The 26,203-nt window shown below is 40.5% G+C and carries 24 protein-coding genes; 2 read left to right on the forward strand and 22 right to left on the reverse strand.

Features of this window, described 5'->3' with window-relative positions; all coding sequences use genetic code 11:
* Positions 1-4 precede the first annotated feature (4 nt).
* The 19 genes from CRN97_RS04305 to CRN97_RS04395 form a co-directional block, all read right to left on the reverse strand.
* A complete protein-coding gene (locus CRN97_RS04305) occupies positions 5-229 on the reverse strand; it encodes a Lar family restriction alleviation protein (protein ID WP_074791433.1) in 225 nt (74 codons plus the stop codon).
* A gap of 115 nt (positions 230-344) precedes the next feature.
* The gene (gene ptsP, locus CRN97_RS04310) at positions 345-2,048 is read right to left on the reverse strand and encodes a phosphoenolpyruvate--protein phosphotransferase (RefSeq protein WP_097075997.1); all 1,704 of its coding nucleotides are present in this window, start codon (positions 2,046-2,048) and stop codon (positions 345-347) included.
* 15 nt (positions 2,049-2,063) lie between these two features.
* Positions 2,064-2,327 (reverse strand): HPr family phosphocarrier protein, encoded by a 264-nt coding sequence (locus CRN97_RS04315; RefSeq protein ID WP_090481030.1) that lies wholly within the window; start codon positions 2,325-2,327, stop codon positions 2,064-2,066.
* A gap of 166 nt (positions 2,328-2,493) precedes the next feature.
* A complete protein-coding gene (locus CRN97_RS04320; RefSeq protein ID WP_097075998.1) occupies positions 2,494-4,410 on the reverse strand; it encodes a PTS fructose transporter subunit IIABC in 1,917 nt (638 codons plus the stop codon).
* 64 nt (positions 4,411-4,474) lie between these two features.
* Positions 4,475-5,380 carry a 1-phosphofructokinase gene (gene pfkB, locus CRN97_RS04325; protein WP_033152758.1) on the reverse strand — a complete coding sequence of 302 codons (906 nt, stop codon included), beginning with the start codon at positions 5,378-5,380 and terminating at the stop codon, positions 4,475-4,477.
* Between the two features lie 16 nt (positions 5,381-5,396).
* Positions 5,397-6,149: a DeoR/GlpR family DNA-binding transcription regulator gene (locus tag CRN97_RS04330; protein ID WP_074791441.1), complete on the reverse strand. Its 753-nt coding sequence runs from the start codon at positions 6,147-6,149 to the stop codon at positions 5,397-5,399.
* A 205-nt stretch (positions 6,150-6,354) separates the two neighbouring features.
* Positions 6,355-9,384, reverse strand: a complete 3,030-nt coding sequence (locus CRN97_RS04335) for an EAL domain-containing protein (RefSeq protein ID WP_097075999.1) — start codon at positions 9,382-9,384, stop codon at positions 6,355-6,357.
* 142 nt (positions 9,385-9,526) lie between these two features.
* Complete coding sequence (locus CRN97_RS04340; RefSeq protein ID WP_097076000.1) at positions 9,527-10,003, reverse strand: hypothetical protein; 477 nt, start codon at positions 10,001-10,003, stop codon at positions 9,527-9,529.
* 24 nt (positions 10,004-10,027) lie between these two features.
* Positions 10,028-10,972, reverse strand: coding sequence for a flavodoxin family protein (locus CRN97_RS04345; protein WP_044936475.1), 945 nt, complete (start codon positions 10,970-10,972; stop codon positions 10,028-10,030).
* Between the two features lie 67 nt (positions 10,973-11,039).
* Complete coding sequence (locus CRN97_RS04350; protein ID WP_097076001.1) at positions 11,040-11,471, reverse strand: hypothetical protein; 432 nt, start codon at positions 11,469-11,471, stop codon at positions 11,040-11,042.
* 2 nt (positions 11,472-11,473) lie between these two features.
* The gene (locus CRN97_RS04355; protein WP_097076002.1) at positions 11,474-12,688 is read right to left on the reverse strand and encodes an MFS transporter; all 1,215 of its coding nucleotides are present in this window, start codon (positions 12,686-12,688) and stop codon (positions 11,474-11,476) included.
* A gap of 26 nt (positions 12,689-12,714) precedes the next feature.
* Positions 12,715-13,782 carry a butyrate kinase gene (buk, locus tag CRN97_RS04360; RefSeq protein ID WP_097076003.1) on the reverse strand — a complete coding sequence of 356 codons (1,068 nt, stop codon included), beginning with the start codon at positions 13,780-13,782 and terminating at the stop codon, positions 12,715-12,717.
* Between the two features lie 10 nt (positions 13,783-13,792).
* Positions 13,793-14,704, reverse strand: a complete 912-nt coding sequence (locus CRN97_RS04365; RefSeq protein WP_097076004.1) for a phosphate acyltransferase — start codon at positions 14,702-14,704, stop codon at positions 13,793-13,795.
* A 22-nt stretch (positions 14,705-14,726) separates the two neighbouring features.
* Positions 14,727-15,290, reverse strand: a complete 564-nt coding sequence (locus CRN97_RS04370) for a 2-oxoacid:acceptor oxidoreductase family protein (protein ID WP_033152747.1) — start codon at positions 15,288-15,290, stop codon at positions 14,727-14,729.
* Positions 15,290-16,045 (reverse strand): thiamine pyrophosphate-dependent enzyme, encoded by a 756-nt coding sequence (locus CRN97_RS04375; protein WP_044936482.1) that lies wholly within the window; start codon positions 16,043-16,045, stop codon positions 15,290-15,292. Before CRN97_RS04375 ends, CRN97_RS04370 begins: the two co-directional genes overlap by 1 nt.
* Position 16,046: 1 nt before the next feature.
* Positions 16,047-17,135: a 3-methyl-2-oxobutanoate dehydrogenase subunit VorB gene (gene vorB, locus CRN97_RS04380; RefSeq protein WP_044936484.1), complete on the reverse strand. Its 1,089-nt coding sequence runs from the start codon at positions 17,133-17,135 to the stop codon at positions 16,047-16,049.
* A 3-nt stretch (positions 17,136-17,138) separates the two neighbouring features.
* Positions 17,139-17,354 carry a 4Fe-4S dicluster domain-containing protein gene (locus tag CRN97_RS04385; RefSeq protein WP_074791453.1) on the reverse strand — a complete coding sequence of 72 codons (216 nt, stop codon included), beginning with the start codon at positions 17,352-17,354 and terminating at the stop codon, positions 17,139-17,141.
* 38 nt (positions 17,355-17,392) lie between these two features.
* The gene (locus CRN97_RS04390; RefSeq protein ID WP_097076005.1) at positions 17,393-18,091 is read right to left on the reverse strand and encodes a nucleotide-binding protein; all 699 of its coding nucleotides are present in this window, start codon (positions 18,089-18,091) and stop codon (positions 17,393-17,395) included.
* A 31-nt stretch (positions 18,092-18,122) separates the two neighbouring features.
* On the reverse strand, positions 18,123-18,974 hold the full coding sequence (locus tag CRN97_RS04395; protein ID WP_097076006.1) for an acetyl-CoA hydrolase: 852 nt from the start codon (positions 18,972-18,974) through the stop codon (positions 18,123-18,125).
* A 331-nt stretch (positions 18,975-19,305) separates the two neighbouring features.
* Between CRN97_RS04395 and CRN97_RS04400 the strand changes: the two genes are divergently transcribed.
* Positions 19,306-20,679, forward strand: coding sequence for an LVIVD repeat-containing protein (locus CRN97_RS04400; RefSeq protein WP_097076007.1), 1,374 nt, complete (start codon positions 19,306-19,308; stop codon positions 20,677-20,679).
* A gap of 85 nt (positions 20,680-20,764) precedes the next feature.
* Positions 20,765-21,640 carry a LysR family transcriptional regulator gene (locus CRN97_RS04405; RefSeq protein WP_097076008.1) on the forward strand — a complete coding sequence of 292 codons (876 nt, stop codon included), beginning with the start codon at positions 20,765-20,767 and terminating at the stop codon, positions 21,638-21,640.
* Here CRN97_RS04405 and CRN97_RS04410 read toward each other — a convergent pair.
* The 3 genes from CRN97_RS04410 to yjeM all read right to left on the reverse strand — a co-directional run bounded on the left by CRN97_RS04410 (position 21,637) and on the right by yjeM (position 26,165).
* Positions 21,637-22,827 (reverse strand): pyridoxal phosphate-dependent aminotransferase, encoded by a 1,191-nt coding sequence (locus CRN97_RS04410; RefSeq protein ID WP_097076009.1) that lies wholly within the window; start codon positions 22,825-22,827, stop codon positions 21,637-21,639. The two genes, CRN97_RS04405 and CRN97_RS04410, sit on opposite strands and share 4 nt — an antisense overlap.
* 137 nt (positions 22,828-22,964) lie before the next feature.
* Positions 22,965-24,440, reverse strand: a complete 1,476-nt coding sequence (locus CRN97_RS04415) for a methyl-accepting chemotaxis protein (protein ID WP_097076010.1) — start codon at positions 24,438-24,440, stop codon at positions 22,965-22,967.
* A 171-nt stretch (positions 24,441-24,611) separates the two neighbouring features.
* Positions 24,612-26,165 (reverse strand): glutamate/gamma-aminobutyrate family transporter YjeM, encoded by a 1,554-nt coding sequence (yjeM, locus tag CRN97_RS04420; RefSeq protein ID WP_097076011.1) that lies wholly within the window; start codon positions 26,163-26,165, stop codon positions 24,612-24,614.
* Positions 26,166-26,203: the final 38 nt, after the last annotated feature.

The following is a 26,203-nucleotide window of genomic DNA, read 5'->3' on the forward strand; positions in this document are numbered from 1 at the left end:
CAGTTTACTCTCCTGGTGCACTGTTAATTACTTTGCCAGTATTCCAAAGCATTGCTGCTTTCTCGGCAGCTTCCTGTCTGCCTTCTTCTGTCTTGAAGCCAACAGTACCTGTGTAGCTTCCGCAGTCAAGGCATGCCACATAGTATCCGTGATCCTCTGCCTCAATCAAACCTGCGCCTCCGCAGATTGGGCAATCATGTATGTCAATGTTCTCTGTAAAATCGCTCATGTGTATCTCCTTAAAACCGTATTTCTAAATTATTATAGTTTAATTACTACAAAAAAGCTATCTTGTAGGCACTAAACCTTAACAAGATAGCTTTATATCGTCTATAAATTATAGATTATTTAGCTGATGCTTTGAGCAATTCAACAATTTCCTTTTCTGTAGTAAGGGCAAGAACCTTCTCTGCAAGAGCGTCAGCCTCTGCCTTTGACCACTTAGAAATAATTGAACGTGCTGTAAGCACAAGTACAGGGTTTACACTGTATTCCTTTAATCCAAATGAGATAAGGAGTGGAATCATAAGTGGATCTGCAGCGGCCTCGCCACACATACCAACAGTGATGCCAGCAGCGTTACCTGCCTCGATAATGTTCTTGATAGAACGAAGTACAGCTGGCTGGAATGCTGAGTAAAGATATGCAACTTCTGCATTTCCTCTATCAACACTCATTGTGTACTGTGTTAAGTCGTTTGTTCCGATTGAGAAGAAATCAGCTTCCTTTGCAAGGATATCAGCGATAAGTGAAGCAGCTGCTGTCTCTACCATGCAACCAACCTCGATGTTTTCATCGAACTTAACGCCTTCTGATCTGAGCTCGTTCTTGCACTCCTCAACGAGAGCCTTAACGGCGCGAACCTCGTCTACGCAAGTAACAAGTGGAACCATGATCTTAACATTTCCGAATGCACTAGCTCTGAGGATACCTCTAAGCTGAATCTTGTACATATCAGAATTTGCTAAGCAATATCTAACTGCTCTATATCCGAGGAATGGGTTTTCCTCTTTTTCAAGTCCGAGATATGGAATATCCTTGTCACCACCGATATCAAGTGTACGGATGATAACTGTGCGGCCACCCATGATTTCTACAGCTTCTTTGTAAGCCTCGAACTGCTCTTCCTCTGTAGGAAGGTGTGGTCTATCCATAAATAAGAACTCTGAACGGAAAAGACCGATGCCTTCGCCGTCGCATTCAACAGCTTTTCTAGCATCCTTTGGAGTGCCGATGTTACAGAATAATTCAAGCTCTGTTCCATCAGCTGTAACTGTCTTCTGTCCAATGAACTTCTTAAGCTCTGCCTGAGCCTTAACGAACTCTTCACGCTTAATTACGTACTGAGAAATAACTTCTCCGTCTGGGTTGATGTAAACATCACCCTCAGTACCGTCTACGATTGCTGTATCCTTGTCCTTAACGATTTCTGTAATGTTAGGAACTGAAAGTACAGCTGGGATTTCAAGTGCTCTAGCAAGAATTGCAGAGTGAGATGTCTTACCACCAACTTCTGTAATGATACCTACAACGTTCTCCTTAACAATCTGAGAACACATAGAAGGTGTAAGATCATGAGCAACAAGTACTGTACCTGGTGCCACCTTGCTAATATCAACGTCCTCAATGCCAAGTAAAAGCTTGAGTAAGCTGATCTTGATATCAGAAATATCTGATGCACGCTGACGCATCATATCATCTTCCATCTTTGAGAACATGCCAATGAACATATCGCAAACAGCTGTAACTGCAGCTTCTGCGCACTGACCAGCTTCGATCATCTTTGTCATCTCGCCAGCCATTGTAGGATCAGCGATCATTGCAAGGTGACCTTCCATGATTTCTGCTTCCTTAGGACCGATGTTCTTTCTGATGTTTTCAGCCATAGCTGATGTCTCTGTCTTGAATGCTTCGATTGCGTTATTGAATCTAGCCTTCTCTGCCTCAGTATCATCGATGTGCTTAGATTCAAAGCTTAAATCGTGCTCAACAATAAGACAAATGCTTCCGATACCAATACCTCTAGACGCTTCAATGCCTTTGTACATAAGTATCCTCCTGTATTAGTCTCCGAGACCGCTCTCTACTAACTCTACTGCCTTTGCAAGTGCAGCTTCCTCATCAGAACCAGTACACTGGATTTCGATTTCAGCACCACACTTAATGCAAGCAGCCATAAGCATCATAACGCTCTTTCCGTCGTATGAGTTACCGTTGAATACAATCTTAACATCTGAATCGAATGGTGTAACTGCTGCGCTGAATACTGTAGCTGGGCGCATGTGCATACCCTGTTCGTTAGTTACCTTTACCTTCTGTGAAACCATAAATAAAACTCCTTTCGTTTCGCAAAATACAATTATCTATTTTATGTGTCTATACTTTATAGAATAAACGGGAAGTCTATAAAGTACAAAAACATAAAATCCATTCCGGGGGGACATAGTCCCCCAGAATGGTTTTTTATCGTTCAATATATTAACAGATTCTTGACTATTCTTCTACAGTTTTTTTCAATAAGCCAAGAAGTACACAGCTTACGATTGAACCAACTGCAAGTGCTACAAGGTAAAGTGCCCAGTGACCAACTACAGGGAATACGAAGATTCCACCGTGTGGAGCCATAAGAGTACATCTAAATACCATTGAAAGTGCACCAGCTACACCAGAACCAACCATAAGAGATGGGATTACGTGAAGTGGATCTGCTGCTGCGTAAGGAATAGCACCCTCTGTGATGAAGCAGAAGCCCATGATGAAGTTAACTGGGCCAGCCTTTCTCTCAGCAACTGTAAACTTCTTAGGGAAGATAAGTGTTGCAAGAGCGATAGCGATTGGAGGAACCATACCACCAACCATAACTGCTGCCATGATCATCCAGCCTACTTCGTTCTGCTCTGCAAGAGCTGCTGTACCGAATACGTAAGCTGCCTTGTTAAGTGGGCCACCCATATCTGTTGCCATCATTGCACCAAGGATAATTCCAAGTGGTACAAGTGATGTTGTTCCCATACCTGAAAGAACACCAGAAATCCAAGCGTTAAGTGCACCAACGATTGGGTTAACAGCGCACATGATAACACCGATTACTGTAATACCGCAAAGTGGGTAAATAAGAACTGGCTTGATACCTTCAAGAGACTGTGGAAGCTTGTCGCAAAGCTTCTCGAGCCACTTCATGAAGTAACCAGCTGCAAAACCTGCTACTAAAGCGCCAAGGAATGCTGATGGAATGTTTCCACCTGGAGCTGCAAATGTAGCACCAGAAGCTGCAAGAGCACCACCAACGAAACCAACTGCAAGACCTGGTCTGTCTGCGATTGACTGAGCGATGAAACCAGCAAGAATTGGAAGCATGAATCCAAATGCTGCACCACCAACTGTCTTGAACCAAGCTGCTACTGGAGTGTTCATACCAAAGTTGCTTGGATCAATTGAATAATCATCAAGTAAGAATGCGATAGCGATAAGGATACCACCACCGATAACGAATGGAAGCATGTGTGATACACCATTCATAAGGTGCTTGTAAAGCTGACGTCCGATAGACTCGTTGCTATCGTCAGACTTCTTTGAAACTGCACCTGTGTGATGATATACAGAAGCTGTCTCAGCCTTATCGAAAAGCTTCTCTGGTGTGTGGATAGCATCCTTTGTAGATGCAAGTACAACCTTCTTACCATCGAATACGCTCATATCTACATTCTTATCTGCAGCGATGATAACTGCATCTGCTTCTTCGATTTCCTTTGCTGTAAGAGGATCCTTAGCTCCGCCAGAACCATCTTTTTCTACTCTAAATGCAATACCAAGCTCTTTAGCCTTCTGCTCAAGAGACTCAGCTGCCATAAATGTATGTGCAATACCTGTTGGGCATGCTGTAACTGCAACGATCTTCTTTGTGCCTGAAGCAGCCTTTGAAAGATCTGTCTTGTTTGCGTTTGCTGCGTCCTTCTCAGCTTCCTTTGCATCGATGTGTGCAAGGAACTCGTCAACTGACTTTGACTCAACAAGAGTCTTGCAGAATGCAGGGTCCATAAGCATCTGCATAAGCTTTGAAAGAACCTCAAGATGTGTATCAGCGCCACCCTCTGGAGCTGCGATCATGAATAATAAATTACTTGGCTTACCATCAAGAGCCTTGTAATCAACACCTGCTGGACAAGTGATTGCAACAAGACCAGCCTTCTTAACTGCTGCTGACTTTCCGTGTGGTACTGCAATACCATTTCCAATAGCTGTTGTGCCCTTTGCCTCACGTGCAAGGATTGCCTCTTTAAATCCTGCTACATCGCTTAAGTTGCCTACTTCGTTATGAAGAGCAATAAGCTTGTCGATTGCTTCGTCCTGAGAAGCTATCGCCTCTTGAAGCTTGATCCCTCTAGGATCGATAAACTCTGAAATTTTCATATTCCCTCCTACATGTGTTTAAAAATTAATATATATTAACTGCCTTCTCCGAGTAAGCAGCTAATTACAATGTTTTATAAAGTGCATCGATATCTGCAGCCTGAGCAAGACCATCAGAGAATGCTGTTGCAGAACCTGCAGCTGTTCCCATCTTTAACGCTACATCGTAGTCCTTTGTCTTCATGTAGCCTGCAACGAAACCAGCAACCATTGAATCGCCAGCTCCTACTGAGTTGCGAACCTTTCCCTTAGGTACGCCGATGCGATATCTGTTTCCATTTTCATCAACAAGCATTGCGCCGTCGCCAGCCATTGAGATAAGAACGTTTCTAGCGCCCATTTCCTGAAGCTTTAATGCTCCCTCGTAAATCTCGTCGTCTGTCTTAAGCTCCTTGCCTACGATTTCGCCAAGCTCAAAGTTGTTTGGCTTGATTAAGAATGGATGATACTTTAATACGTTTGTAAGAAGATCCTTAGTAGCATCAACTACAAACTCAATTCCCTTGCCGTCTAAAGCAGAAAGAATTCTTTCATATACATCATCTGGTAAAGAATTTGGAATTGATCCAGCGAGAATAAGTACGTCGCCCTCTACCAGCTTTGAAAGCTTATTGAAAAGTTCCATCTGTGCAGCTTCGTCAATCTTTGGTCCCTGAGCGTTAATCTCTGTTTCCTCTGTTGCCTTAAGCTTTACATTGATTCGTGAAATGCCTTCTTTTAATTCGATGAAATCTGTGTCGATTCCTGCAGCCTTAACACCTGCGTCAATTGCATGACCTGTGAAACCTGCGATAAATCCTAATGCTGTACTCTTTAATCCAAGCTCTGAGAGAACCATTGATACGTTGATTCCCTTACCTCCGAAATAGTATTCCTCACTTGAAGAACGGTTTGTCATGCCTGGAAGTAAATCTCCATCCATACGCACAACATAATCCAATGCTGGATTGAATGTAACAGTATAAATCATTGCGTTTCCTCCTAGTTTATTCTGCACATACTTTTACTACTGTGTGATTAATATAATCTCTAGCCTGTAGCTTATCTGTGATGATGCAGCAATCACCAATCTGCGCAAATGTGACCGAATTAATCTGGTCAAATTTGGTGTGGTCTGCCAAAACGTATGACATATAAGCATGTCTGATTGCTTCTGTCTTAATCATGGCCTCGTCCACATCTGGTGTGGTAAACCCTGCATGAATTGAAATGCCATTGGTTCCCATGAAGGCTTTTGTGAAATGATATTTACGAATAAACTCGACACAATCCGGACCAACCACCGCTTCTGTTGGTGCTTTGAGCCTACCACCAATCATTATGGTTTCTAGGCCTTTGTCCATAAGCTTCTTTGCATGAACTACACCGTTTGTAATGTACTTTGCCTTGCGATTATCTATGTAATCAATCATGGTCAGTGTTGTAGTTCCTGCATCGATGTACACAAAATCATTGTCCTGTATAAGCCCTGCTGCATATTTGCTGATGCAATCTTTTTCAGCTACATTTTTGCTAGCCTTTGCTTTTACCGCATCCTCTTTGGTGTTTACATCCAAAGTAGAGATTGCAGTAGCACCTCCAAATACCTTCACCAGTTGCTTAGAACGATTGAGTGCATTGATGTCTCTTCGTATGGTAGCTGCTGATGTATCAAGCAAATCTACCAACTCATTTACTGAAACCGCCTTTTTTTCATTGACTATTTCAATTATTTTTGCCCTTCGTTCTTCTGTTAGCATTTTCCACCCCTTGAACAAATTCGATTGAATTTGATTGTTCTAAGGAAAATATAACACCATATTTCGGGCATTGCAATCATAAACGCTCACAAATGAGCACATGTAATCAAATTCTGTCACTATTACCATTTCAAGGGGGTATATTTTGTAACTATTTTACTAACAGAAAAAGGAAGACACTGTGATAATGCCTTCCCTTATTTGATTATTTCTTCGACAACTTATCCTCATACATGCGTTTATCAGATAATTCATACATCCGTTCCTTATCCATAGACTCTGTATAGGCAGACACTCCAACTGAGACCTTTATCTTTATAAGCTCATTGTCTATTCGTTTAATCCTAGAAATCTTACTATTAAATTCCTGCGTGATGCTTTCAATCTCTTCCTTACACTGGAACTGATGCAAAATTGCAAACTCGTCTCCGCCTATTCTAAAAGCGAGACTGTTGTTATAGGTTACTTCCTTTACGCATTTGCTTACAGCCTTAAGAACTAAATCGCCAAATCCATGACCGTAGAGATCATTTACTTGTTTAAACTTGTCCACATCGAAAATCATCAGAGCAAAATCAGTTTTATCCGTATTGTATTGCTCTATATATTTATCAATAATTACTTCAAATGCTCTTCTGTTAAGCACACCTGTTAATTCATCTGTGGTAGAGAGAATTTCCAAATTAGCCTTTTCTTTTTCATTATCAGTAATGTCCATAAAGAATCCCAGTAATCCTGCTGTTTCTCCATTGATTACTAATGGTTGTTTGCTGGCAGCAATATTTCTAAGCTCTCCTCTAACGATGCACTCGCCATGGACATTTCTAATAGCCTTTCCTTCATTTATTACAGAAAGTTCATCCTGCTTAAATGGTTCTGGATTAATATGCCATCCCATATCTTCATCGTTTTTGCCCTTGATGCTATCCACTGATTTTAGGCCATAGTAATCCAGGAACATCTTATTTGCTCCTAAGAATCTACGGTCTTTATCCTTCCAGAAGACACCTACCGGTACCTGGTCCAAGATATTTGCATATGTATATTCCTTCACCATTTCAGGACTTACTTCAATTTCATCTATCTTTTTATGATTGATAAAGTCACTCATATAATTAGACATTGCAGTAGTGGCCTCTGATACACAGCTCAGCAGGGCTTCCCTACCATATATATCAACAATTCTTGTGGTGACAGATTTCCACACATATTCACCACTGGCATCCATGATTCTAAAGAGTCCAATCTTTACTCCACCCGGTTCATATAGAAGTCTTGCTTTTGCAGTCTTCAAGTCCATAAGCTTATAGAAGTATTCTCTATCCTCTTCTAATACTCTTTTTTCTCCCAACTCCTTTATCATTTCATTTGCTTTTAAATTCCTGCTACGCACATGCACGCTTCCACTAGAAAGATAAACATTCTCATAATAAATCCCATCTAATCCAAATACATCAATGCACTCATAGAATGAGAAAATATAATTGCTTACCATCTTTGTTTTTTGTTCGTAACTTTCATTCAGATAACTTGCCAATAATCTGATTGAAACTAAATATGCATCTGTATCAGTATCAATATCATATGCAATGTGACGGGCTCTCATATTAACAATCTGGCCATTTTCCACGAACTCTATGCTCTCTGCCTCGCCAGATTCCTTTGCTCGTAAACACATTTTCCAAAAATCATCTCTTTGTACCCAAGTCCGTCCATTATCGTTATTTATCATGTCCTGAGCTACCTGCATATCCTCATCGCCATAAATCTTTATAGCTTTTTCGTATCCCTCATTTGCATATGCAAAACGCCATCTATTATCGCGCACTAATCCCATGGCAAGAGGGAGGTCATTTTCTGTAACATTGTTTGGAGCAGCTTCCAATGGATTCTGGCGAAGTAAATCTGTCTTTCCAACCATGTCCAGGAATTTTCTGTAATCAAGATTCTCGTAATTATGGCCAGACCTCTCCATTTCCTCCATGCTCTCTTCAAGTGGCAAAGGCCTTCCGATATAGTATCCCTGCAACAACTCGCAGCCTAAAAGCTTCAAGAAATCATATTGCTCTTTTGTCTCCACGCCCTCTGTCAATGTATGAATACCTACATTTTTAAGCATAGAAACCGCGTGCTTTAATACAATCTTTCCATTATCAGATGTATCAAAATTCTGGAGGAATTCCATATCAATTTTTGCCAAATCAAACTGAAAATCCTTCAGCAAATTCAAGGATGAATATCCACTACCAAAGTCATCCATCCAGACAATATAGCCATTTGTTCTTAATCTGGATATTTGTTCCTGAATGAATCTAGGATTATCTATCATGACACTTTCAGTCACTTCAAGTCTGATTATTTCTTTTTCTGTGTCATATTTTTCAATCAAACTATCCACATAGGTCAAAATATCCAGGATTTCAAAATCTATTCTTGAAAGATTGACTGAAACCGGAACAGCTGCTTTTATACCAGCTTTTTTCATTTCTGAAAAAGTTTTTACAACCTGCTCAATCACATAACAATCAATCCTGTGAATCATTCTGTATTCTTCCAAAACAGGTATAAATTCATCAGGATAATAAACTCCCTTCGGAGTAATCCAACGAACCAAAGCTTCCCAACCACAAATATTTCCAGTCAGACTTCTAACTATTGGCTGGTAATATACTTTGATATATCCCTTTTTCAGAGCCTCATCCATTGAATCAATAATTGACTGCTTTCTCTGGACGTTTCCGCCCAGCTCATCATCATAAAATCTGTAGTCGACATCATACTTTTTCTTTATACTGACGCAGGCCATTCTTGCTCTGTCGACGCATCGTGAAACGTCCATTTTTTCATCTTCGAGAATGTATACTCCTGCTTTTAATTCAATATTAATTTTTCTTTGTAGGGCTTTAACACGTTTTCTTGTTTCAACTATTGAAGGCACAATCTGTATACTATTTGTGCACACCACAAAATGATCCCCAGAGAATCTGGCTACAAGCTGATCTTTGAAAATATCTTTTAAAATATTACCTATGTTAATTAAAAGCTCATCACCTTTTTCGTAACCGTAGTTTGCGTTGTAGAGCTTAAAGTTTTCCATGTCAAAGAAGACAAACCCATACTCTACTTGTTTGTCTCTTGTGTTGATAAGCTCCTGCCCCCACTCTATAAAAGCGTGTTTATCCAGAAGGCCTGTCAATTCGTCTCGATTGTCCTTTAAAAACTCACTCTTCCCCATTACTTAGCCCTTTTCTTCTCCGATAATACATTCTATCACTCATTTGTGAATAAATTTTATACATTCCATGTATTACAAAAAAAGAGCCATCCTTTCTTATAAAAATAAGAAGAATGGCTCTCATGATGGCTAACAAGTTTATTTATGCAATTCCTTTTCCATCTGCCTTAGCAGCTGCTCCCTGAGCGATTGGAATAAAAATCATAGCAATGATGTAACAAAGTACATACATAGGAATGAAAGTTCCGATAAATGCAAACAAGAATGCTGGCGCTGGCGCTCCTGCAAAAAGCTGCACATTTACAAAGTTCATTGCAAGTCCGATGATTGCAACAAAGATAAGTACAACTGGAACATTTCCTAGGAATCTTCCTGGAACACTCTCAGGATCAACTTTAAATAATCCTGGGAATTTCATAGCAATAAGTGGAATAGGGAATAGCGCATTTACGATGCACGCTAATATGAATCCTAGCAGTATATTAATTGGAAGTGCTGGAGTAGCTAAATTTGCAGCATTTCCTGAAAAAATCATTCCACCAATTGACATAGCTGTTGCCAATGGAATATTCATTACTAAGTTAAATACAATAAAGAACTTTAAACTTGGTTTTCCCATTTCGTTACCCTCCCAATAATTCAATTAGACTGCCTTCGATGGTGAAGGAGTTGGTTCACATACTGATGTGAAGTGCTCTTTACGAGCCTTAAACTCAGGATCCTTGAAGAGGTTCATAAGACGTCCCTCGTTCTCAAAGATATCATCGCCGTGAAGCTTCTTTCCTGAGATTGTGTCATGAGCCTTGTGCTCATCTTCTGGAGCAAACTTGAACTTGAATGCACCGTCTACAACCTCAAGTGTTCCCTCAAGACCGCAAAGCTCGCATACACAGTGAGTTGTGCCTGGGAAGATGTAGAAGTTGTTACCATTGCAGTGAGGGCATGCACCTGGCTCGCCCATCCACTTAGCATTGTCAACATCCTTTGCAGCTTCAACAAGATTGCGTCCGATCTGTCTCATACGCTCAACCTTCTCATCCTGCATGATTACATCCTTTGACCATGAGAAGAACTCATTATTTACTACAGTCCAAGCTGGGCTCATTGCAAGCATAGCGTGATCTGTCTCAACACGGCATGCCCAGTCAGATCCACCGATACCTACGAAAGAAATTGCCTTCTTCTTTAAGTACTTAGGATCAAGACCTTCCTTACCCTGCTCCTTGAGCTTTCCATCAAGCATGTACATCATTCCGATGTCATGTCCAGGGCCCATACGGTCACATAATACGTGGAATAATCCAGATCCACCTGACTCATAAATAGGGTCAACTACGAGAACGCCATCTGCCTCAGCCATCTTATCGAAAAGCTTTGCAAAATCGTCCTTCTGAGAGCAAACCATGCCCTTACCCATTACTAAACTTCTAGAGCAAGCAACACAGCCTGTACAGTACTTGATGTCCCAATCAAATACGTGGATAAACTCGATTTCTGCCCCCATTTCTTTTGCTGCTTCAAGAGCAACACGGCACATTGTATCATTGTTGCCGTTTCTTGTTCCGCATGAAAGTCCTAAAATTTTCATACCATAAACCTCCTAAATAGTTATTAGTTCCTTTTATAAAATTGTTCCGCTGAACATTTTTATCTAGTTATTTGCCATACGCTAGTTTAGTTACTGGCTTCTCTATAACAAGACTTGTAATAAGGCCTACAATATGAAGAATAGGATAGGTTGAAAACCAAACTGCTATAAGCGAATCCCCAACTCCAACATTAATAATGGCCATACAGAAGCTTACTATGGTCACGTATATTGCATTTACGATGAAATTCCTTGCCAACATTTCAAGGAAGGTACCAGGTTTCTGGTTGCAAACTTCTTCTGCAAACCAACTTCCAATCATCCCCATTGGAAGAATAACTGCTGCAACTGTGTTGATTGTAAAAGCACAGCAGCATCCTCTTACCCATCCGGCCAAAGAATCTCCGCCTGCTAGTATGGTTGCTGTAGTGTTGATAGAAAGCGCCATACATACATTGATGATTACATTCCATCTGAAAAAGCGAATTTTATCATCCATTTTTATTTTCCTTTCGCAGGTCTTTTAATTAATAAAGTACAGATTGTTGCAAGAACTATTGCCCCAATCATAATCATGAAAATGCTAAGATATGTGCCTTGCATGTCGTATATCATACCTGCAAGAGTCCCTCCGAATGATGCCAATAGCAGATTCAAATTGATAATCGAAAAGTTAACTGGATAATTCTTAACACCGTAAAAATCCATTATGTATGCAGAGTTTGTAGGTGTTACACCTCCGTATGAAAGACCGAAGAATATAAATCCAATTACAACAAGTGGCAAACTAACTGAGTTGATTGCTACGATGTTGATAAGAACTGAAACCAAGAAAAGTCCGCAGTTTAAAAGCATTGTTTTCTTCTGTCCCAGCTTGTCATACAAACCACCAAAGATAACTCGTCCTATTCCGTTGAATATGGAAATAAGTCCTACGATTGTTGCGATAGAGCCTGCTGCAAGTGCAGGGGCTGTCTCTGTAACAATTCCACTTGCCTGCGCGATTAAAGCTAATGCTGCTGCACTAAGCAATATCGCATATACGAAGTAAAGCCAGAAGCTTACCTTCGACACCATCTCTATTGTGGTGAAATCCTCTGAAGTACTCTTCTCAGATTTTTTGTCTTCTACTGCATATGCTTTCTGCTCTTCAGCAGTAGGTTTTCTAACAATAAATGCGCCTATGAAAATTACCGCAAATACGATAATTCCAAGAGCCTTGAACTCTTCTCTCCATCCAAATGAACCTAAGAGTCCTGCATATACCTTTCCGATGATGAAAGCACCAATTCCAAATCCCATTAATAGGATTCCTGAAATAAGTCCTTTCTTATCTGGGAACCATTTTGTAACGCTTCCCATCACCGCGTTGTAGGAGCAGCCAGCACCAAGGCCAGCCAACACTCCAAAACCTAAATAAAGCATTCCAATAGAAGAAATCATGCTGACTAACTCAAAGCCAATCAAGAAAAGCACTGCAGATACAATGAAGATGTATCTTTCCCTAACCTTGTCCGCTACAAGTCCTGCAACAAGACCTCCTATACAAAAGAAGCTCATTGCAAGAGTGAATGTGAGAGAAAGTGCCCCCTTACTCCAAGATGTAAACTCTGCAGCGATAGGACTTGAAAGTACACTCCATGCGTAGATTAGTCCTGCAAACAGAAGCACAATCACTCCTGCGATTGCATAAATCCATCTATTTGTTTTATTCATTTATAAACTCCAAATTTCCAATAAGATTATTCGTAGATTCTTGCCTTTTCCTGGCCTCTCATAACACGAAGAGTTCCTTCAGCAAGAGCCTTCATTTCGTTTTCACCTGGAATTACTTCGATAGGTCCAACGAAACCAACGTGCTTTTTGATTGAATCTACAAACATATCTGAATAAGCGAGACCGCCTGTAAGAACAATGTAATCAACCTTTCCATCAACTGATGGAGCGATACGTGCAATTGTCTTTGCTGTATTGAGAGCCATTGCTTCGAAAAGAAGAGATGCCTCTTCGTTTCCATCAACAACCATCTGCTCTACTTCACGCATGTCTGCTGTTCCAAGGTAAGAAGCTATTCCACCCTTACGCTGGAGTTTCTTCATCATCTCTTCCTTTGTGTACTCACCGCTGTAGCACAAATCTACAAGTGCGTATGTAGGAAGTCCGCCGGCACGCTCTGGTGCAAATGTTCCGATTTCATCATTGAAGAAATCAACAATCTGTCCATTAGAATGAAGGTTTACTGTGATACCTCCACCAAGGTGAGCTACGATGATGTTTACCTTGTTATAATCAATCCCCTTATCTGCACAAAGCTTGAGGGCTGCTGCTCTTGTATTTAAGTTGTGTCCCTTGGCTGGAACTCTAACGCCCTTAAGTCCTGTGATTTTGTTTACCTCAGTCATCTCGTCAACTGTGATAGCATCGTAGATGTAGGCTTTTACGCCGATTTCCTGGGCAAGGCTGTATGCAATACCAGCACCAAGATTTGAAGCATGCTGATCAACTGGATGATATCTTAATGTATCAACCATCTTCTCATTTACTTCATAAGCGCCAGTCTTTACTGGAGGAAGTGCTCCACCACGACCTACGATTGCTCCAAGAGAATCAAGCTTGTCGCCATGCTTTGTAAGGCATGCCATGATTAGTTCTTTTCTCATATCAAGCTGATTATAGATTGTTGGGTAGTTCTTTAAGTCATCCATCGAGTGAGCAATACTTTCAACCCACTGCTGTTCATCAGCCTGATAAACAGCAATTTTTGTTGAAGTAGAACCTGGATTGATGACAAGAATTTTTTCATTTGCCATGTTTTTCTCCTTATTTAACAGCTGCTGCAGAAACAACTATTGAAAGATATTTCTCCTCAGCCGATGAACCTCTTGAAACCATAACGATTGGGCACTTTGCACCTACGATAAATCCGGCCATCTTTGCACCGCAGCTTATTGCGTACATCTTTCCCATGATGTTTCCAGCATGGATGTTTGGGGCAACAAGTACATCTGGGTCGCCAGCAATTCTAGACTCAAGTCCCTTGAAATCAGCAAGGTCTTTTCTCATAACGCAGTCGTACTGGATAGGTCCTTCTACGATACAATTTGTAATCTCGCCTCTTTCATTCATTGCCTGGAGCTCTGCTGCATCAACAGACTCTGGCATCTTTGGATTAACCTTCTCAACACATGCAAGCACACCAACCTTTGGGCAGTCATATCCCATAGCTACAAGTGTGTCTACTGTGTTTTGGATAATCTCCTTCTTCTGCTGAAGGTCAGGATATGTAACCATACCGCCATCAACTGGAAGAATTACCTTGTGATATGTAGGAACTTCAAACATTGTGAAGTGAGACATAAGTCTTCCCTGTCCAAGTCCGTATTCCTTATTAACAACTTCCTTAAGGATAATCTTTGTATCAACCTTACCCTTCATAAGGAAATCCGCCTTGCCTGAGCTAACAAGCTTTACCGCTGTTTCGCAGGCCTTCTGTAAATCATCAGCAGGAACATCGATGATGTTTTCCTCAGGAATTTCTTCCTTAAGCTCTGATAAGATTTCTGTGATAATCTTCTTCTCACCAACAAGAATTGGCTCAACAATTCCTTCGCGTCGAGCGTGAACAACAGCCTCAAGTGTGTGATCATCGTTTGCACATGCAACTGCCATAATCTTTCTTGAAGGGTTACCCTTTACCTTTGCGATAAGCTCATCAAAATTATGAAATACCATATGCTTTACCTTTCAAATCAAATTAGTTTTTGCCGTTCTTAACCTTGAACTCGCGTCCAATTTCAAGACCCTTATCAAATGCTGCCTTGTTGAGAGGTAAAAGCTTTGGCTTGCTAGAAAGCTTGTGCTCTACTGTGCCCCATACGATTTCTGGAGCGATAACCTCTGTATAACCTACGTAAACACCAAGCATGATTACGTTAAGAACCTTTGCATTACCCATCTCAAGAGCAAGCTCTGTTACAGGTGCTTCTACGATTTCAACATCTGTTCTTTCAATCTTGTCCTTTACGATTGAGCTGTTGATGAAAAGGCGTCCGCCTGGCTTAAGTGTTCCGATGAACTTGTTTAATGAAGGACCATTCATAACGATAAGGTCGTCCATTGTGTCACCAAGTGGTGCACCAATCATTTCATCTGAAATAACTACGTAGCAGTTAGCTGTACCACCACGCTGCTCTGCGCCGTATGAAGGGAAGAATGTTACATTCTTATCTGTAGAATCACAAGTTGCAGAAGCAAGGAATTTTCCGAGGGTCATAACGCCCTGTCCGCCGAATCCGGCTACACATAAATTTGTTTCCATTATTTCTCCTCCATTCCTTTATCTCTGATGACACCAAGTGGGTATTCCTTAAGCATGTTCTCCTCAAGGAAATCAAGTGCCTTAAGTGAATCAAGTCCCCAGTTTGTTGGGCAGCTTGTAACGATTTCAACAAGTGAGAAGCCCTTGCCTTCCATCTGGTACTGGAATGCCTTCTTAATGGCCTTCTTTGTCTTCAATACATTTGCTGGTGTGTTGCAGCTTGTTCTCTCAAGATAGTAAGGAGCTGTAAGCTGGTTGAGAGTCTCACAAACGTGCATTGGATAACCATGCTCTTCAGCAATACGTCCCTTAGGAGCAGTTGATGCCTTCATTCCGAAAAGTGTAGTAGGAGCAAGCTGACCACCTGTCATACCATAAATTCCGTTGTTAACGAAGATAACTGTGAAGTTCTCGCCACGGTTTGCTGCAGACATTGTCTCTGCAAGACCGATTGATGCAAGGTCACCATCACCCTGATATGTATAGTAAATAGTATCTGGATTTGCTCTCTTCATACCTGTTGCAACAGCACATGCTCTACCATGTGGAGCTGTGATGTTATCGTATGCCATGTAGTCCATCTGAAGACCACAGCAACCAATACCAAGAACAGCTGCTGTCTTATCAACGATACCGAGCTCATCGATAACTTCTCCGATTAACTTCATAACTGAAGAATGCATACATCCTGGACAAAATCCTGAAACCTTGTCCTCCTGAATTGTTTTTGTTCTGCTATATAATAATTCTGCCATGTTAAGCCTCCTGTCCTGCTATTTTCATTACAGCCTCAAGCACGGCCTCTCTTGACATTACGTTACCACCAGAGCATAAGCACTTCTCAACTGGGCAACGACGTCTAACAACTGCTTCAACATCTGTTGCATACTGAGCTGGGATTGACATCTCAACATCAAGAATTGCCTTTACCTTTGAGTAATCTAACTTCTCAAATGCTTCTGTTGGGAATGGGTTAAGTGTGATAGGACGAATAAGTCCAACCTTGATTCCCTGCTTTCTGAGAATGTCTACAGAAGACTTAGCAATACGTCCTGAAATACCATAAGCTGTAAGGATGATTTCAGCATCCTCAACCATGTATTCCTCAACCATTACGTCATTCTTCTTCCATGACTCATAAAGTGCTGCAGCTTCTTCGTTACATTTCTGCATAACAGTTGTCTGCCACTGACCTGGCTGGATCCAAGCACGATTTGCATAATCAAGCTCATGTCCTACGCAAGCCCACTTCTTCTTTGACTCTCTGATTTCAGCAACCTTTTCCTCAGACATCATCTCTGGAAGCTCAACTGGCTCCATCATTGTTGCGATAACACCATCTGCAAGGATGTGAACTGGGTTTCTATCTCTATCAGCAAGCTCGAAAGCCTTAACTGTAAGATCTACAGCTTCCTGTACTGTTGAAGGAGCAAGTACCATCATCTGGAAACCACCGTTACCAGCTGCCTTTGTAGCCTCAAAGTAATCCATCTGTGCTGGCTGGATTGAACCTACTCCAGGGCCCCCTCTTGCGAAGTTTGTATACACAATTGGAATACGAGCTGATGCACAATATGAGATACCCTCACTCTTAAGTGCGATTCCTGGTGAAGAAGATGATGTCATTGCTCTGACACCTGCTGATGCTGCACCATAAACCATGTTGATTGATGCAACCTCAGACTCACCCTGTATAAATGTTCCACCAACTTCTGGAAGTCTTCTTGAGAAATACTCTGGGACTTCGTTCTGAGGTGTGATAGGATAACCTGCGAAAAAACGGCAACCGGCACGTACTGCTGCTTCAGCTACAGCCTCGCTGCCCTTCATAAATGTTCTAGCCATTTTTTAATCCTCCTTATAAATCTCAATTGCCCCATCAGGACAAATGCGACCGCATGTGAGACAACCTATACAGTCATCTTGTCTTGCAGCCACTACATATTCATAGCCTTTTGCATTTACTTCTGTTCCAACTTCTAGAACATTCTTTGGACAGAATTTCATGCAATAACCACAGCTTTTGCAACGTTCGGCAACTACATTAACTTTAAACTTTGCCATTATTAGACCTCCTTTATCTAATATCTATATCCATAAACTTAGTCTCTTAACCATTCATAGGTTAGGAACAAGTGTATAGGCATAATCTTTTCTTTTTGGAGCTTGTTTTTAACAGATTCATAGAATCCTTCGTGAATTACATTCATCTCTATTTCTCTGTATTCAGAAATGATTTCATTCATTTTGTTTGCGCCATCAACAACCTCATCAATAGTTGTTGTCAGGCCTGCATTTGGATTATCCACAAAGTGAATATCCTCAAGTGTTAAATGGGAAACTGCGAGAATTTCCGAAAGGAATCGATCAATGTGATCAATGTCCTGGCAGAATGGTCTGTAGTAATTTAGTACATACATGATACATAGGGATTTTTTGTCCACACCAAGCATGAATCCTCCTATGGATCTGGCGCCGATGTCATCACCGCCTACATCCATAACAACAATGCTTTCCGGATCTGCTAAAAGCTCTCTGACTCCTCCTACTACTGTTGGAGCATCAAAGAATTGTTCTTCATAGTGGATATTTACTTCAGAGAGCTTCCCGCTGTTTAGCAAATCCCTGGATCTAAATAGAGGTTTTGTCATGTCCATATCAATCAGATGGACATGCTTATCAGTATTTTTAGCAAGGTATTCAGCAAGATTGAGAGCTATCTCGCTCTTTCCGCATCCCGCCTCTCCAATGAGAATGAAATTTGTTTTGTTCATTGCCAATGCATTTTTGATAAGTTGCATTTTTCTACCTCGCTAAAACCTATAAGTGAATTTATCTAAGTGTGATATAGCCCTTGTACTGTCTTAAGTTGTCAGATGTACATCTGTCACCAAGGAATACTGAAGCTATATTGTGCTGTGGCTTTAAGAATGGAAACTCATCCTGCTGTGCCCAAGCTGGCTTTGTAAGATGTGTCTTTGAAAGGTTTACACAAAGCTCATACCATTCTTCTGGTCCTTCAAACCAAACCTCAACAACTCTATCGAACTGTGCTTCTGGAGCACCGTAGTTAACGATTACCTTGCTACTTACAACTCTGTTTACTCGAACAGATCCTGTAAGGAATGGAACCACCTCTTCATGGAACCATCTTTCTCCTTCTTCCTTACCGCACTCCTCTGGATACTTGATAAGGAACTGCCAACGGAAGTTTGGTCCATCTTCCATTGTTCTGTCTTTTCCCTTGAAATCTTCCTCCCAGTTGATTGGGACGAATGAGAAAATAAATGGTGGGAAATCTCCGCCACCTGCTGCACGACCTGCGTCGCCAGACTCTGAATTATCGTGTACTGTTGCACTTTCTACATCAGGAATACATCCCTGCCAGCGAAGTACATCCATTGGCATATATTCACAGAAGATGTTGTTTGCCATCTCTGGAAGATGCTCATTTACTAACCAGTAATGTTCTGTAAGCTGCATCTCTCTTGCACCAAATCTTTTTCCTTCTGGTGGTGTTGGGTATGCCTGGTAGAACGCATACTTTGTTACATATGGGGAAAACTTGCTGATGCTTTCTGGCACATGATGATAGTAGAGCCAGTGCTCAAGTTTAGGTCTATATTCTTCCTTTGCTAACCCCACATAGATTAAGCTTCTCATTAAGTTAAACTCGTAAGCCATAACAATCCTCCTTCTACATCGGTTAGATAAAACTAACCAACTGGACTTCTCTTTTAGGCACATTTATTGTGCATATTTAACTATTTGTGATAATAACACCGCAGATTCTTGATAAAAAATATCAATATTGTTGGATATTGATAACAAAATTGATATAAGTCTGTTAAATTTTTAACCTATATAATGAAAGAAAATTTTTATCCAGATTTGGATCTAAGTGAGAAATTTTTTTCAATAACAAAATTGATATTATTGATGACCACTTTTTAATATTGGACTTGTTCAAAAAACCAGACCTATAATTAAGGCAATCACTTATAAGGAGGTTTTTATGAGCGAAAAGTTTTATGCTAAAAGCCCAGGAAACGAAGGCTATATAAAGAATATGGAAGTTGTCGCATATCACGATGCTGACAATCATTACTTATTCCAGTCACAGTTATATAAAACAGCTGACGGCAAGTATTATCTTTACGGCGGCTGCTTCTATGGATATGGTGTTGAAATTATCGATGTAACAGATCCTGCAAATCCACGTCATGTACAGTACATGCCTGTTATGGATCCAGAGGTTTATCCTTACATGTCTACACCTAAGGTTCAGATTGCAGATGATCTCATGATTGTTTCAAATGGTAACTGTCTTGAGTTCCTTCATGGACCCGCTCCTGAGAAGTACACTCCAGCTCCAGGCGGAGTACATATCTTCTCTCTTAAGGAAGACCCAGAGCATCCAAAGAAGCTTTCATTCTGGTCGACAGGTGATGAAGGCAACCCAGGTGCCGGTGTTCATCGTTTCACATATAACGGTGGCAAATATTTACATCTTTCTGCTACTGCAGTTGGATTTAAGGATTTCATCTACAGAATCGTAGATATTTCAGACCCAACAAATCCACATGAGGTTGGACGTTGGTGGAATCCTGGTCAGTTCTATGGAAATCAGACCAAGAAGACTAGAGAAAAAGAATGGAATGGATGGCAGGGCTACAACACTTACCCTGGTTTCGTACATTTCCCATATGTTGATGGCGATACAGCTTACCTTAGTTGCGCTGGTGCCGGATTCAAGATTCTTGATGTTTCAAATCCAGAGTGGCCACAGGTAATCGGTGAAGCTAAAATGACTCCACCTTTCGCTACAAAGTTTGGAGGCGCACTTTGCCATACATTCATGCCTATCCACGGCACAAAGTATGCTATCGGTATGCAGGAAGGCGAGCGTCAGTGGACTTATAACAAAAATGATTTTGATAAGTTCGGCGTACAGGCTATGTGCGGTATTGAGATGTTTGATATCTCTAATCCTGAGGATCCAGTACTTATTTCAGTACTTCCTTATCCTGAGGTGCCAGAGGACTTCCCATATAAAAACTTTAATGATTTAGGATATGGTTATCCTACTTCCTTTGGTCCACACAACCTTCATGAGCCAATGACAGGTAAGCCTTGGCTTGAGGACAGAAGTGACAGAGCTTATGACTGCTACTTCCATGCAGGACTTCGTGTATACGATATCTCTGATCCATACGTACCAAAGGAAATCGCTTACTTCATCCCACCAAACCCAGAGAAGCTTTGCTTCGATGTAAAGATGCCTAACAAGCCTCTTGGCACAGCTGAGGATTTGGTTGTTGATGACAGAGGATACATCTACATGAACGCAATGCATGATGGCGTCTATATCCTTAAGTGTTTAGTATAGGTTATTTCTACTAATTTTAAATTCTCCATATATAAATAACAGTTGCCCACGTGACAGCTGTTATTTTTTTGCTATAATAGGTGGCATGAATGATAAACAGATAGAATGTTTTTTACAAACAGCAAAACATTTAAGCTTTACAAAAGCTGCCCAAAATTTATATCTTCCTCAGCCAGCTGTCAGCAGATATATTTCTGCCTTGGAAGAAGAACTTGGAGTAGATCTTTTCATCAGAGAAAACAGCAGACACATCTCTCTTTCTGATGAAGGAACTCTTTATTTCAATTTCTTCCAGCGCTATTTTGCTGAGCTACACAACATCCGCAAGATGCTTGCCAACACCACCAACCATATCCGCCTGGGATACAACATCGGTTGGAATGTTTCAAGCTTTCTTCCAAAGGTTGTTAACGAATGCCGTAATGAGGATCCAGACTTTATGATTTCATTTGAATGTCTTGGCTTTAGAGACCTTCTTCAGGCCCTTGAGGACAAGCATTTAGATGCTATTATTACTTCGTCTGATTATGTTGAGGGAAGAGCTGATTTAGTTAGATACAAGTTTACAAGCATACCTCGTATCGTGGTATACTCTGAACTTTTACCAGATTTTGACAAAATAAAAACAGCTGCCGATTTCGCCTCATATACTTTCTATATGATTGACGACCCACGTGTTGGCGAGCTGTGTCAGGACATTGAATTATTATTTAGACCTTATGGTTTTGTCCCAAGATTTACTGCAGTTCCAAACATCAATACTGTGTTTGCCTCTGTAGAAAATGGACTTGGAGTAGCGGTCCTGGATGGTTGGTACCAGGGAATCCACCACCCAGGAATCCATTATTTCAATCTCAATGATTATCTTCCAATCTCTATCGCTTGGAAGCGTAACACTATTTCGTCTTCAATTGATATGCTCTATAAAAAGATAAACGAGCATTTCAAATCTAACGATTAAAGACCGCAATCCTTTGCCAGTTGTTCAAAGGCTGGCAAAGAGCGTTCTATCATTTTGTAATCCACACAATATGCAATACGTACATATCCAGGACAACCAAATGTCTTAGTAGAAACCAGGATAATGTGGTTTTTCTTTGCTGCCTTTACAAACTCTTCCTCGTTTTCATATGGAGATTTTACAAGTAAATAAAATGCTCCCTGAGGCTTAACAACTTCAAAGCCAAGATCTGTAAGCTTGCTATATAAAAGCTTTCTATTCTTATCGTAGAATTCCAAATCTACATCCACATCAAGGCATCTTGATACTACAAGCTGGAACAGAGATGGGGCGTTAATATATCCCAAGCATCTATTGGCTACAACCATGGCACCAATCATTTCCTCGTAGTAATCCATTCTCTTAGAAAGCGCCATGTAGCCAATACGCTCTCCTGGAAGTGAAAGAGTCTTGCTGAATGAATACATGTAAATGCTGTTCTTGATAATAGAAGGAATGTAAGGCACTTCATCTCTATCGTATACAAGCTCTCTGTAAGGCTCGTCTGCGATTACATAAATAGGATGACCCACTCTCTTTTCAGCCTTCTCCAAAATATCTGCTAGCTTCTGAAGTGTAGCTGCAGGATAAACCTTTCCTGATGGATTGTTTGGATTGTTTACAATGACACACTTTGTTTTCTCGTTGATAAGTGCATCAAGCTCATCCAAATTCAAATCGAAATCGTCAAGCTTTGCTGGTACAACCTTCAAGATACCACCGTAATTTGCCACATAGCTTCTATATTCACCAAAATAAGGAGCGAATGCAATTACTTCATCCTCATATCCTAAAAGGGCTCTAAACACGCAATTCATGGCTCCAGCAGCACCCACAGTCATAACAACATCCTCTGGTCCATATCCCATATCAAACTTTTTATTTAAGCTGTTTGCAACGTTTGATCTAACCTCATCAAATCCTGCATTCTTCATATATCCATGAACATATGAATCAGGATTCTCAGCTAATATATCCTTAATAGACTGAGTAACCTTCTCAGGCACAGGTGCAGCTGGATTTCCCAAGCTGAAATCGTACACATTCTCTGCACCAACTTCAGCCGCAAGCTGCAAGCCCTCCTCAAATAATTTTCTGATTGTGGAACTTCCCGCTACAAGTGCTTCCATGTTCTTCGAAATAACCATTCTTCTCACCCTCTCTGTCACTTTAAATCGTTAAATTACTTTGTATTATATGCCTCTTTTTCCTTAATGTCCATGCAAAAAAATAAGAGACTAAACAAATGTTAGTCTCTCATTTTTATCTATACTCATTCATTCCTTTAATTCATACTACCACGAGAGATTGTAAGAATGTCATGGAGGATTTCTTTGGTGCTTTCCATGTCAGCTTCACAGTCTTGATTAAGAGTGATGCTAGATTCTGAAGATGCAGCAACTTCCTGTGATGTTGCAGATAGGTTGCTGATAGCATCCATTACTTTACTGTTGGCATCTACGCAGCCATCTACGTTGTCGGAAATCATCGCTACGCGGCGAGCAAGGTCTGTAATCTTCTCCAGAATAATTTCAAATTTCTCTCCAGTTTCTGCAATCATTTCGCCCTGCTGATTTGCTGAGTCCACGCTCTTTTGCATGTTTGTAGATGCTGTATTTACACGCTGGATTAATTCATCTATTGTTGATGAAATCTGCTCTGCAGATTCTTTTGTATGCTCTGAAAGGGCACGGATTTCGTCTGCTACTACTGCAAAGCCCTTGCCAGCTTCACCTGCTCTAGCAGCCTCAATAGAAGCGTTGAGAGCCAAAAGGTTTGTCTGGCCTGATATATCAAGAATTGTACCAACAATATCTTTTACAGTTACGGCTGATTCCTGAAGCTCGCTTGTCATTGTTGCAGTCTCAGCGTTAATTGCAGATGCCTCGTCTGATTTAGCTCGAAGCTCTTCAATGAGGGCATTACCATCGCTAATATTCTCTGATACTTCATCTGAGTTCTTTCTCATCGCTCTAGCCTGATGAGCAATCTCTTCAAGGGAATCTGTAATGTTTGAATTCATTTCAGTTTGAGTCTGGATTGCCTCTGCTGTAAGGTTTACAGACTCACTAATCTGCTGCGCAGCCTCTGCGCTGGAGCTAACCTTTGACGCCAATGCCTCCATTGCATCGTTTGCATCCTCAAGCTTCTTAGCAATAGTAATACCTGTATTTTTAATAACCTCAGAACTTTCTTCTTGAAGCCTTACATTCTCTTCGATTTCATCCATTGTTTCTTTGTTCTGAAGTGAATTAAGGCGCACATAGAAGATGCCCATAAGAGAAAGTAAAACCATAAATATGGTATCTGTCATTACCGCAAAATGTCTGTCTGCTACCTCAACTGAGAACATGTAAAACAAAGGGATATATAAAAGATTAATTACTGCTGTAATTATGGATGTAGCTATAGTCAGTTTTACATCGTTGAACAAAAGGGAAAGAATAATAAATGCTGGTCCAAATGCCCACATGTATGTGACATGAACACATCCTGCCATCAATACAGCGTATCCTATGAGCATTGAGCCTATCATCAAATATCTGCCTCTTGTTCTATGGCTGTATCGGAGGTATGCATAAATTGAGAATATGAACACAATTATCTGCAATATAGACATAGTCGTTGTATTTACAAATGAAAATCCTACTCGCTGGTCGCTATATAGGATTGTAGCTGCTAATTCGAATACCTGGATAATACATGCCAACTTGAATCCTAGCTTATTACTTTCGTATATATGTCTTTCTTTTATATCCATAAAAAGTCCTCCTATCCCTTATAACTAAGAGAATATATTGATTTTTATTTATTTTCAACAAGGTTCACAGATTGTTACGCTTTTTTCATATAAATGTTCATTAATATCTTTTCATAACAAAAAATACCTTCTTGAAAGAATCTTCCAAGAAGGTATTATAGCTCAAATTTATTATTCTGTTACAACGTTTTCATCAACATCAGATGTATTTTCTTTATTGAATTCACCTGCTGCTAATCTCTTCTCGTAACGTGTGTAAATAATCCATGCAGCTAATCCGAAGATTACTGGACCACTTAATGACCAGAATGTTGTCTTCCAATCGCCATCAAGAGCTGGCTGAATAATAGCAAATGCGTTTGCAAAGAACAATGTTAGTGTTACAACATAGCCCCAGATATTTGCAGACTTCTGTGTCTTGAATACTTCGAAGCTTCTGTCGATGTTCTTCATCTTCTTAAACTTAGGGAATGCAAATGAAATAAACATGTATGGTACTGTCATACCAACATTTACCATTGCTGTAAGGATAACGAAGAACTGCTGCATTGTATCTCCACCAAATGAAACTAAAAGAACCATGATGCAAACGATTGCACACTGGATCCACATAGCGTTCTTTGGCATACCATCCTCTGCGATTTCACCCATCTTACCTGGCCAAAGCTCCTTTGGAGTTCCGTCGATAATCTGCTTAAGTGGTGAATAAACAAGTGTAAACATAGCACCCATAAGTGCAAGAAGCATAATAAGTGCATATACTCTAGCGAATCCATGAGCAAGCGCAACCTGTGTAGCAGCTGAAGCACCAAATGCCTTACCAAATGCTGCTGCAAAGTTTGACATGATTACATATGAAACATTTCCAAGTGTAATGTTGTCTGAGCCAAGGATCTCGCTGTAGTTTGTAAATGAACCTACAAGCATGATAAGAAGAGCATAACCAACTACGATTACCATAGCTGCTGTAACGATTCCCTTAGGGAAGTTCTTCTTTGGGTTCTCTGTCTTGTCAACAAGACCACCAACTGCTTCGATTCCGCCGTAAGCGAAAAGTGCATATACAATAAATGATAAAATCATGATTGGGCTGCCCTGGTATGCTGCATTAAGAGGAACCATCAATGACTCTGTGCCAAGGAATGGCTGCTCAAGCTGACCATGACGAGCGATAATCATAACGATTGAACCAACTACTACCATGATGTTGATTACAAGAACTGCTGTACCACCGATTGATGTTACCTTGCTAATCTTATCAATACCCTTTGAATCAAAGTATGTGATAAAGATAAAGAAGATGATTGCCATGATACCAAGAAGTCTTGAGCCAGAAAGGATTTCTGAACCAAAGAATGACCAGCTTGATGTACAATCCTCACCAAAAATAAGGTTTGATACAGGTACCCAGATACCTGATGAAACATTTACCATCCAAAGTACATATGATGTGTACCACATGAATGTTCCGATGAATGCATACTTAGGACCTACTGACTTGCACATCCAAGAATACATACCACCTGTCTCATCCTTAAATGCAGAACCAAACTCTGCTACCATAAATGCAAATGGTATAAAGAATAAAATACCAGCAATTACAAACCAAGGAATTGCTGCATATCCCATCAAGTAATATGAACGTGGGATATTGTTGAATCCGTATACTGATGTAAAGATCATCAGTATGAGGGCCATGAGCCCTAATTTCTTTTCTTCTTTCATTACTACTTCCTTTATAAAATATATTCTTTATTTAATTT

Origin of the sequence: Pseudobutyrivibrio ruminis DSM 9787, assembly GCF_900218035.1 — a bacterium.
Taxonomy (GTDB): Bacteria; Bacillota; Clostridia; order Lachnospirales; family Lachnospiraceae; genus Pseudobutyrivibrio; species Pseudobutyrivibrio ruminis.

What these genes read in the sequence shown, in the direction of transcription:
- CRN97_RS04305 (WP_074791433.1), bottom strand. Translation starts at nt 229, where the DNA reads ATGAGCGATTTTACAGAGAACATTGACATACATGATTGCCCAATCTGC.
- ptsP (WP_097075997.1), bottom strand. Translation starts at nt 2,048, where the DNA reads ATGTACAAAGGCATTGAAGCGTCTAGAGGTATTGGTATCGGAAGCATT.
- CRN97_RS04315 (WP_090481030.1), bottom strand. Translation starts at nt 2,327, where the DNA reads ATGGTTTCACAGAAGGTAAAGGTAACTAACGAACAGGGTATGCACATG.
- CRN97_RS04320 (WP_097075998.1), bottom strand. Translation starts at nt 4,410, where the DNA reads ATGAAAATTTCAGAGTTTATCGATCCTAGAGGGATCAAGCTTCAAGAG.
- pfkB (WP_033152758.1), bottom strand. Translation starts at nt 5,380, where the DNA reads ATGATTTATACTGTTACATTCAATCCAGCATTGGATTATGTTGTGCGT.
- CRN97_RS04330 (WP_074791441.1), bottom strand. Translation starts at nt 6,149, where the DNA reads ATGCTAACAGAAGAACGAAGGGCAAAAATAATTGAAATAGTCAATGAA.
- CRN97_RS04335 (WP_097075999.1), bottom strand. Translation starts at nt 9,384, where the DNA reads ATGGGGAAGAGTGAGTTTTTAAAGGACAATCGAGACGAATTGACAGGC.
- CRN97_RS04340 (WP_097076000.1), bottom strand. Translation starts at nt 10,003, where the DNA reads ATGGGAAAACCAAGTTTAAAGTTCTTTATTGTATTTAACTTAGTAATG.
- CRN97_RS04345 (WP_044936475.1), bottom strand. Translation starts at nt 10,972, where the DNA reads ATGAAAATTTTAGGACTTTCATGCGGAACAAGAAACGGCAACAATGAT.
- CRN97_RS04350 (WP_097076001.1), bottom strand. Translation starts at nt 11,471, where the DNA reads ATGGATGATAAAATTCGCTTTTTCAGATGGAATGTAATCATCAATGTA.
- CRN97_RS04355 (WP_097076002.1), bottom strand. Translation starts at nt 12,688, where the DNA reads ATGAATAAAACAAATAGATGGATTTATGCAATCGCAGGAGTGATTGTG.
- buk (WP_097076003.1), bottom strand. Translation starts at nt 13,782, where the DNA reads ATGGCAAATGAAAAAATTCTTGTCATCAATCCAGGTTCTACTTCAACA.
- CRN97_RS04365 (WP_097076004.1), bottom strand. Translation starts at nt 14,704, where the DNA reads ATGGTATTTCATAATTTTGATGAGCTTATCGCAAAGGTAAAGGGTAAC.
- CRN97_RS04370 (WP_033152747.1), bottom strand. Translation starts at nt 15,290, where the DNA reads ATGGAAACAAATTTATGTGTAGCCGGATTCGGCGGACAGGGCGTTATG.
- CRN97_RS04375 (WP_044936482.1), bottom strand. Translation starts at nt 16,045, where the DNA reads ATGGCAGAATTATTATATAGCAGAACAAAAACAATTCAGGAGGACAAG.
- vorB (WP_044936484.1), bottom strand. Translation starts at nt 17,135, where the DNA reads ATGGCTAGAACATTTATGAAGGGCAGCGAGGCTGTAGCTGAAGCAGCA.
- CRN97_RS04385 (WP_074791453.1), bottom strand. Translation starts at nt 17,354, where the DNA reads ATGGCAAAGTTTAAAGTTAATGTAGTTGCCGAACGTTGCAAAAGCTGT.
- CRN97_RS04390 (WP_097076005.1), bottom strand. Translation starts at nt 18,091, where the DNA reads ATGCAACTTATCAAAAATGCATTGGCAATGAACAAAACAAATTTCATT.
- CRN97_RS04395 (WP_097076006.1), bottom strand. Translation starts at nt 18,974, where the DNA reads ATGGCTTACGAGTTTAACTTAATGAGAAGCTTAATCTATGTGGGGTTA.
- CRN97_RS04400 (WP_097076007.1), top strand. Translation starts at nt 19,306, where the DNA reads ATGAGCGAAAAGTTTTATGCTAAAAGCCCAGGAAACGAAGGCTATATA.
- CRN97_RS04405 (WP_097076008.1), top strand. Translation starts at nt 20,765, where the DNA reads ATGAATGATAAACAGATAGAATGTTTTTTACAAACAGCAAAACATTTA.
- CRN97_RS04410 (WP_097076009.1), bottom strand. Translation starts at nt 22,827, where the DNA reads ATGGTTATTTCGAAGAACATGGAAGCACTTGTAGCGGGAAGTTCCACA.
- CRN97_RS04415 (WP_097076010.1), bottom strand. Translation starts at nt 24,440, where the DNA reads ATGGATATAAAAGAAAGACATATATACGAAAGTAATAAGCTAGGATTC.
- yjeM (WP_097076011.1), bottom strand. Translation starts at nt 26,165, where the DNA reads ATGAAAGAAGAAAAGAAATTAGGGCTCATGGCCCTCATACTGATGATC.